Below are 1,532 nucleotides of genomic sequence, written 5' to 3'. Positions count from 1 at the left end.
CCGCCGCTGCGCGGCGCCCTTGCCCCGCCCCGGCCGGGGCGGCCGGCGGGCTGGGTCTTCGGAGAGAAGACGCAGCAGAAGGAACGGGATCATGGATCTCGCCGACCGCCTCGCCCGCCGCAAGGGACGCCGCGAGGACCTCGCCGCCATCGCCGGCCTCCTCGCTTTCCTGGCCGCGATCCTGGCCATCGTGATCCTGCCAGGATCCTGGTGCAGGGCGCCTCCACCGTCCGCGTACCTGCCCAGCAGGAGGCGCGGATGAGCACCGTCTCCCTGACCGGCGGCGCCGGCAAGCTCGACGTGGCCGTGGTGGAGGACCTGGTGGAAGACGGCTACGGCCTGGTCCGCACCGCCGAGAGCCCGGCCCTGGTGGTCGCGGTGCTGCACGACGGCACCCGTCGCGGCCTCGCCCTGGCCCACGGCACTGCCGCCGTGCTCGCCGTGGCGCCCGCGATGCGGCGCCTGCTCGACGAGGCGCTGAACATCTTCCGCGAGCAGTTCGAGGAGGACACGCCGGTGTTCGGCGCCGACCTCGTTGATTGGTTCGCGGGCTGGCGCCGGAAGGCCGGTGCCCTGCTGACACAGCCCGCGCCACCACCGGAAACCGGCACGCGCCGCTGACGGGCGCGTCGCACCCTCCCGGTTGCCCCCACCATCCCCATCCGAAAGGAACCGCCATGCCCAACCCGGCACGGCCGCCACGGCTGCTCGTCCTGCGTCCCTACCTCTCGCACGCCGGTCGCGACGACGCCTACGCGCATGTCGACGCCCTGGTGATGCACACCCGCGACGGCTCGATGCCACGGCGCTACGGCGAACTGCGACCGCTGCTGTGGCACGAGGACGGCGCACGGCCGATCCTGCACGAGGGCTTCCGCTTCACCTGTCAGATCGACGACCGGCACGCTGAGCCCTACGCACTTCGCTACGGCTACATGCCGGAGCATGGCGAAGTGTTCACCACCAGCGATCTCGTACGCTTCGGCAAGCCCCTCGCGGCCCTGCAGCGCGGCATGGCGCGGCTGGTCGAGCAGGAAGGGCGCAGCGAGGATCTGGGCCAGATCCTGGCCCGGCTGGCCCGGGTGCTGCGGGTCGACGGCATCGTCCTGCTGGATCCGCGGGAGCACGGCAGCTTCTTCGCAGAGGATCATCGCATCCGCCTGACGGCCGAGGCGCCGAACTACGGCGAGGTGATCGGTGATCTCGCCGCCGTCGCCCGGGAACTGCATCTCCACTGCGCGAAGCACGCAGGCCGCAGCGCGGCCTGAGCCATGCGCTTTACCTGTGGGCCAACCGAGGGGCTTCCAGCGATTTGCCCCTGGTGCCGCGAGCCGGCGGTGCTGGAACTGGCCGAGGCATGGACCGACCACGCCTTCCAGCTGGAGACCTGCTGCGAGGCGGCCCATGGCCTTGCCCCACTTTCACGGACACTGTTACGCGGCTGATGCCGCTGTTTGGAATGTCGCTGCCTTCTGCTCGGGGGTGAGATAGCCGAGCGCCGAATGCAGGCGGCGTCGATTGTAGAAGCCCTC

At 71.0% G+C, this 1,532-nt stretch carries 3 protein-coding genes; all 3 read left to right on the top strand.

The genetic code is table 11. From position 1 onward, the window contains the following. Nucleotides 1-91 precede the first annotated feature (91 nt). The 3 genes from ROTAS13_RS27585 to ROTAS13_RS24330 are packed head-to-tail and all read left to right on the top strand — an operon-like array spanning nt 92 to nt 1,268. Nucleotides 92-262 carry a hypothetical protein gene (locus ROTAS13_RS27585; protein ID WP_171979235.1) on the top strand — a complete coding sequence of 57 codons (171 nt, stop codon included), beginning with the start codon at nt 92-94 and terminating at the stop codon, nt 260-262. Next, nucleotides 259-621 (top strand): hypothetical protein, encoded by a 363-nt coding sequence (locus ROTAS13_RS24335; RefSeq protein ID WP_075823651.1) that lies wholly within the window; start codon nt 259-261, stop codon nt 619-621. The genes ROTAS13_RS27585 and ROTAS13_RS24335 overlap by 4 nt, the downstream gene beginning before the upstream one ends. Nucleotides 622-677: 56 nt before the next feature. Further along, complete coding sequence (locus ROTAS13_RS24330) at nt 678-1,268, top strand: hypothetical protein (RefSeq protein WP_075823650.1); 591 nt, start codon at nt 678-680, stop codon at nt 1,266-1,268. Nucleotides 1,269-1,532: the final 264 nt, after the last annotated feature.

This window comes from Roseomonas sp. TAS13, from assembly GCF_001950415.1.
GTDB classification, from domain to species: domain Bacteria; phylum Pseudomonadota; class Alphaproteobacteria; order Acetobacterales; family Acetobacteraceae; genus Roseomonas; species Roseomonas mucosa.
This window is presented reverse-complemented; position numbering and strand designations above follow the sequence as displayed.

Bases quoted from the DNA above. Each gene is read 5' to 3' on its own strand.
- ROTAS13_RS24330 (WP_075823650.1), top strand. From the start codon at position 678: ATGCCCAACCCGGCACGGCCGCCACGGCTGCTCGTCCTGCGTCCCTAC.
- ROTAS13_RS27585 (WP_171979235.1), top strand. From the start codon at position 92: ATGGATCTCGCCGACCGCCTCGCCCGCCGCAAGGGACGCCGCGAGGAC.
- ROTAS13_RS24335 (WP_075823651.1), top strand. From the start codon at position 259: ATGAGCACCGTCTCCCTGACCGGCGGCGCCGGCAAGCTCGACGTGGCC.